This window comes from Lysinibacillus sp. GbtcB16 (genome assembly GCF_019091145.1).
Lineage (GTDB): Bacteria > Bacillota > Bacilli > Bacillales_A > Planococcaceae > Lysinibacillus > Lysinibacillus fusiformis.
The window spans coordinates 1-249 of record NZ_JAGXJV010000706.1 but is presented as its reverse complement, the minus strand read 5'-3'; the positions used below and the strand labels follow the sequence as shown (position 1 = coordinate 249).

Annotated in this window: 1 protein-coding gene; it reads left to right on the top strand. The window is 51.0% G+C overall.

Features of this window, described 5'->3' with window-relative positions:
• Positions 1 to 249: HAMP domain-containing protein (locus KVT27_RS25655; protein ID WP_217582283.1), on the top strand; the 249-nt coding region annotated here is incomplete at both ends.

The following is a 249-nucleotide window of genomic DNA, read 5'->3' as shown; positions in this document are numbered from 1 at the left end:
CTGCTGAAGTAGACCAATCCTACCATGCCGGAGTTACCTGGAATATAACACTGAGTATTATCGCCATCGTGCTGGGCCTGGCCATTTCGTTCCTGATTGCGCGCCATGTATCCGGACCAATTATCTCCATGAGCTCCGCGGCTAAACGCATTTCGGAAGGCGACCTGTCTGTTCGTTACACGCCGGTTAATCGGCAGGACGAAATCGGTGATCTCAGTGCTTCCTTCACACAAATGACAGATCACATGA